The following is a 5,135-nucleotide window of genomic DNA, read 5'->3' as shown; positions in this document are numbered from 1 at the left end:
CGTAAGCATCGAGCTCGTCATCGGCAACGATGTGGCACACCCCGGACTTCTTGTGGTGGGTGTCCGGGCCGCCCAGTGATGCCATGTCGACGTCCTCGCCGGTGACGGTGCGCACGATGTCTGGCCCGGTGACGAAGACCCGGCTCTCCGGCGCCATCACGACGACGTCGGTCAGTGCCGGTCCGTAGGCGGCACCACCGGCGGCGAAGCCGACGACCACTGAGATCTGCGGGATGTATCCGGATGCCCGGATCATCGCCTCGAACACCAGCCCGACCGCGTGTAGCGCGCGCACACCCTCGGCCAGCCGCGCACCGCCGGAGTGCCAGATGCCCACGATCGGGCTCTGCTCCTCGATGGCGGTGTCGTAGGCGTTGACGATGTGCGTGCAGCCTTCGATACCCATCGCACCGCCCATCACGGTGCCGTCGGTGCAGAAAGCGATTGTGCGCAAGCCGTTTACGGCTCCGGCGGCGGCCAGCACACCGGAGCGGTCACGCTCATGCAGCAGCTCGATGGTGCCGTCGTCGAAGAAGCTGCGCAGCCGCAGCAGCGGATCGCGCGGGTCGAGCGACTCGTCAACCGTATCCGGGGCCAGGGTCGTCATCGCAGGTCTCCTGTTCCAATCATGGTTCGATCTAGTAGCGGCCAAACGTGATTGCCACGTTGTGCCCGCCGAATCCGAAAGAGTTATTGATGGCGTACTTGTAGTCGCCCGGCCGCGGCTTGCCCGCCACCACGTCGAGGTCAATCTCCGGGTCCAGGTTGACCAGGTTCAAGGTGGGCGGAACGACCTGGTCGCGCAGCGCCAGCACCGTCAAGATCGACTCGACGGCGCCGACCGCACCGACCGAGTGGCCCAGCGCGGACTTGGGTGCGTACACCGCCGCGTTGCCACCGCCGGGGCCCAGCGCGTTGTTGATGGCCTTGCCCTCGGCTACGTCACCGACCGAAGTGCCGGTGGCATGGGCGTTGACGTGGCTGATGTCGGTCGGCTTAAGGCCGGCGAGCTGGATCGCCCGCGTCATCGCATGGCCGGCTCGTTCCCCGTTGGGGTCCGGCGCCACCATGTGGAAGCCGTCCGATGTGACGCTGGCCCCCATGATCCGGGCCAAGATGTTGGCGCCGCGTGCCTTGGCGTGCTCCTCGGTCTCGATCACCATCAATGCGCCGGCCTCGCCGAAGACGAAGCCGTTGCGGTCCTTGTCGAACGGGCGGCAGGCGCCGGCGGGGTCCTCGTTGTTGGTGGACAACACGATTCGCATCTGGGCGAAGCCCGCGATCGGCACCGCCTCGATCTTCGTCTCGACGCCACCGCAGATTGCGATGTCGGCTTCGCCGAGCACGAGTTGCTGCCAGGCACGGGCGATGCCCTCCGAACCGGAAGCGCATGCCGACACCGCGGTCATCACCCCGGCTTTGGCTTCGCGCTGTAGGCCGATCGCCGCGGCTGCGCCGTTGGGCATGTACATCTGCACGACCAGCGGAGAGACCGCCTTCAAACCCTTAGCGCGCATGCCGTCGTAGGCGAAGATCAGTTCTTCGCTGGAACCGATGCCGGTGCCGATCGACACCGCCAACCGGTTGGTGTCCACTTCGGGCGAACCCGCGTTTTCCCACACCCGCTGGTTGAGCACCGTGGCCATCTTCTGCAGGTAGCCCATCCGGCGGTTCTGGACGCGGTCCAGCTGGCTGTCGAACTCCTCGAGGAGGTGGCCGCCGATACGAACCGGCAGGTCATACTCCTCGACGAACGGGTCGTCGAGGAGGCGAATCCCACTTTGCCCGTCCAGCAGCAACTTCCACGTGGTCTCGGCATCAGATGCGAGAGCCGTCGTCATGGCAACGCCGGTGACAACGATGTTGGGGAAACCATTCCCCGTAGCCAACCCTGCCATTGCTTTTGCGAACGTTCCTTTCCTACTAGTGCGGCTACTCCTCGGGCCGTTCGCGGACCGCATCGCCGCCGGACGTCCTTGCTTAGTACCGCCCGAAGACCAGCGCCACGTTGTGTCCGCCGAAGCCGAACGAGTTGTTGATGGCGTACTGGTAGTCGCCATAACGTGGCTCGCCCGCGACGACGTCAAGGTCGATCTCGGGATCGGGGGTGTGATAGTTCAGTGTCGGTGGTATGACGCCGTCTCGCAGCGTGAGCACCGTCAGCACCGATTCCAGGGAACCCACCGCGCCAATGGAGTGGCCCAGCGCCGACTTCGGCGCATAAACCGGAGCGTGCTGGCAACCGGCCTCTCGCAGCGCATTGGCTTCTGCCGTATCACCGATCGGCGTAGCAGTCGCGTGCGCGTTGACGTGGTCGATGTCCTTGGGGGACAAGCCCGCCAACTCCAGCGAGCGAGTCATCGCCCGGCCGGCACGCACGCCGTCTGGTGCTGGCGCCACCATGTGGAAGGCGTCAGACGTGATGCCGGCGCCCATCAACCGGGCCAGCGGCTTGGCGCCACGGGCCTTGGCGTGCTCCTCGGTTTCAATGACCATCAGTGCACCGGCCTCACCGAACACGAAGCCGTCGCGGTCCTTGTCGAACGGACGCGACGCCCCTTCGGGGTCATCGTTGCGGGTCGACATGGCGCGCATCATCGAGAACGCCGCGATGGGCAGGGCCTCGATGGGACCCTCGACACCGCCGCACACGGCGATGTCGGCGTCGCCCATGACGATTTGCCGCCACGCGTGGGCGATGGCCTCCGAGCCCGATGAACAGGCTGACACCGGGGTCATCACCCCGGCCCGGGCGCCAAGCTGCAGGCCCACGACCGCAGCGGCGCCGTTGGGCATGATCATCTGCACGGCCAGGGGCGACACCTTGCGGGGGCCGCCCTCGTTCATCAGGTCGTAGCTTTCGACGATCCGCTCCGCGCCGCCCAGGCCGGTGCCTACAACGACGGCGAAGCGGTCGGGGTCGACCTCCGGGCTACCTGCGTTCTCCCAGAGTTGACCGCTGAGCAGCTTGGCCAGCCGCTGGACGTAGGACATGCGGCGCAGGTCCAGTCGACTCATGTGTTCGTCGATGGATTCCTTGAGGTGGCCGCCGATCTTCACCGGCAGGTCCCACTTCGTCACGAACTCGTCTTCGAGGACGCGGATGCCGCTCTCTCCGGCCAGCAAGCCCTTCCACGTGCTCTCGATGTCAGGCGCGATCGATGTCGTCGCCGTGACGGCGGTTACCACAACATTGGGGAAACCGCCGTTAGCAGTGGAAGGTCTGGTCACTGGTGGTCGGCTTCCATCCTGGCGCGCACCGACTCGACCGCCTCCGGGTTCTCGGTCTCGAGCTTGGAGCGCAGCGCCTGGGCGGCCTCGGGGTTCTCTTCCTCGAGCTTCTGGATGTAGGTAACGACGTCACCGACGGTGCGGAGCCCGGCCAGGTCCTCGTCGGGGATCTTCACGCCGTACTTGTCCTCGGTCTGCACCGCGATCTCAACCATCGACAGCGAGTCGATGTCGAGGTCGTCGACGAACGACTTCTCCGGGGTGATCTCCGAGGGCTCGATACCGGTGACCTCTTCGATGATCTCGGCGATACCGGCGATGATTTCTTCCTGACTAACGCTCACGTTCAGTTCCCTTCGTAATGTGTTGTGTAACTGCTAATTTGACGTGCGTATGCGGTTGTGGGGGCGGACGGGTTTTCCTGATCTGGCTTTGCGGCCAGGCCCTTACAGCTCGGTCAAACCATCCAGGTCTGCGGGGGTCTTGACGGCATGCGCCGGTACCCCGCGAAGTTCACGCTTGGCGATGCCGCTCAGAGCGCCCGCAGGCGGGAACTCGACAATCGCTTTGACATTTCGCTGGCGCAACGTCTCGTTGCACAAATCCCAGCGCACCGGGCGAGTCAACTGTGCGACAAGCTTCTCTATCGCATCGCTAGCCGAGGATACCGGCTGGCCGTCGCGGTTGGACAGCAAAACAGCGGTCGGCTCCGCGGTCGCTTCGATGTGCTGCACCGCTTCCGCAAAGCCCTCGAGCGCGGACGCCATGAACTCGGTGTGGAACGCTCCGGCGACGCCCAGCGCACGCACCCGGGCCTTGGCCGGCGGGTCTTCGGCGAGCTTGTCCAGCGCGCTCAGGCGGCCGGCGGCCACGACTTGACCGGCGGCGTTGCGGTTCGCGGGAACCAAGTCGAGTTGCTCCAGCCGGGCCAGCACCTCGGTTTCGTCACCACCGAGAACGGCGGACATCCCCGTTGGCTCGTTGGCGCAGGCCTTGGCCATCTCGGCACCGCGGGTGGCGGCCAGGGCCACGGCGTCGTCGGCCGAGATCACCCCGGCGATCGCGTAGGCGGCGATCTCACCGACCGAGTGGCCGGCCACGATGACATCATCGGCGTCGGCGAGGACTCCGCGGCTGGTCAGCTCCTGGTGGGCCAGCAGGGTGGCCGCAACGATCAGCGGCTGTGCGATGGCGGTGTCGGTGATCTCCTCGGTCGAGGCGGTGGTGCCGAGCCGGGCCAGGTCCAGGCCGCTGGCCGTCGACCATGACGCCAGCCGGTCCGCGGCGCCGGGCAGTTCCAGCCACGGCGACAGCATTCCCTCGGTCTGCGACCCTTGTCCGGGCGCGAGCAACGCGATCACTTCTTAAGGGAACACTGTGAAGACGGTTTTGCGCCGTGTATCAGATTATGAACCTCGTCTTATGTTTTTGTGGAAACTCCACAAAAACGCACGCGATGCGACGTATTCGATATCGTGCTGCGATCTGTCAGCTGCGTGCAACCGTCTCCGATAGCGCGGCCAGGTCCCTGTCCACCGGCGGCGTGACGGGCGTCACGATGTTGCTGGCGAGGCTGGACTGCTGTGCTTGGTAAGCAAGGTGGCCCACGGTGGCGGCCACCCGAAGGACGTAGGCGTCGCGTGGCTCGGTGGGATCGCGGCCGGTGAAGTCCGCGATACGACGCAGTCGGTACCGCACGGTATTTGGATGAACGAACAACTTGCGGGCGCAGGCTTCGATCGCGCCGCCGCAGTCGAGGTAGGCGTCGAGGGTCTCGGTGAGGGTTGGGCCCGCGTCGGCCAGCGGGCGCATCACGTCGGTGTGCAACGCCGCGACGGCCGATGCGTCGCCCATCAGCGCCCGCTCGGGCAGCAGTTCGCGGGCCAGGACCGGCCGCGGTGCAC

At 65.9% G+C, this 5,135-nt stretch carries 6 protein-coding genes; all 6 read right to left on the bottom strand.

Features of this window, described 5'->3' with window-relative positions:
* The coding region (locus tag WBF82_RS01460; RefSeq protein ID WP_424381331.1) for a carboxyl transferase domain-containing protein at window positions 1-607 on the bottom strand (607 nt) is incomplete at its 3' end.
* A 31-nt stretch (window positions 608-638) separates the two neighbouring features.
* Window positions 639-1,898, bottom strand: coding sequence for a 3-oxoacyl-ACP synthase KasB (gene kasB, locus WBF82_RS01455; RefSeq protein WP_424381330.1), 1,260 nt, complete (start codon window positions 1,896-1,898; stop codon window positions 639-641).
* Between the two features lie 82 nt (window positions 1,899-1,980).
* On the bottom strand, window positions 1,981-3,231 hold the full coding sequence (kasA, locus tag WBF82_RS01450) for a 3-oxoacyl-ACP synthase KasA (RefSeq protein WP_424381329.1): 1,251 nt from the start codon (window positions 3,229-3,231) through the stop codon (window positions 1,981-1,983).
* The gene (gene acpM, locus WBF82_RS01445; protein WP_424381328.1) at window positions 3,228-3,575 is read right to left on the bottom strand and encodes a meromycolate extension acyl carrier protein AcpM; all 348 of its coding nucleotides are present in this window, start codon (window positions 3,573-3,575) and stop codon (window positions 3,228-3,230) included. The genes kasA and acpM overlap by 4 nt, the downstream gene beginning before the upstream one ends.
* A 102-nt stretch (window positions 3,576-3,677) precedes the next feature.
* Window positions 3,678-4,592: an ACP S-malonyltransferase gene (locus WBF82_RS01440; RefSeq protein WP_424381327.1), complete on the bottom strand. Its 915-nt coding sequence runs from the start codon at window positions 4,590-4,592 to the stop codon at window positions 3,678-3,680.
* Between the two features lie 127 nt (window positions 4,593-4,719).
* Window positions 4,720-5,135: PucR family transcriptional regulator (locus WBF82_RS01435; RefSeq protein ID WP_424381326.1), on the bottom strand; the 416-nt coding region annotated here is incomplete at its 5' end.

It is taken from the genome of Mycobacterium sp., assembly GCF_049673265.1.
Classification (GTDB): domain Bacteria; phylum Actinomycetota; class Actinomycetes; order Mycobacteriales; family Mycobacteriaceae; genus Mycobacterium.
Note: the sequence above shows the minus strand (reverse complement) of the source record. Positions and strands in the feature narration are given on the sequence as shown.

Bases quoted from the DNA above. Each gene is read 5' to 3' on its own strand.
- kasB (WP_424381330.1), bottom strand. From the start codon at position 1,898: ATGGCAGGGTTGGCTACGGGGAATGGTTTCCCCAACATCGTTGTCACC.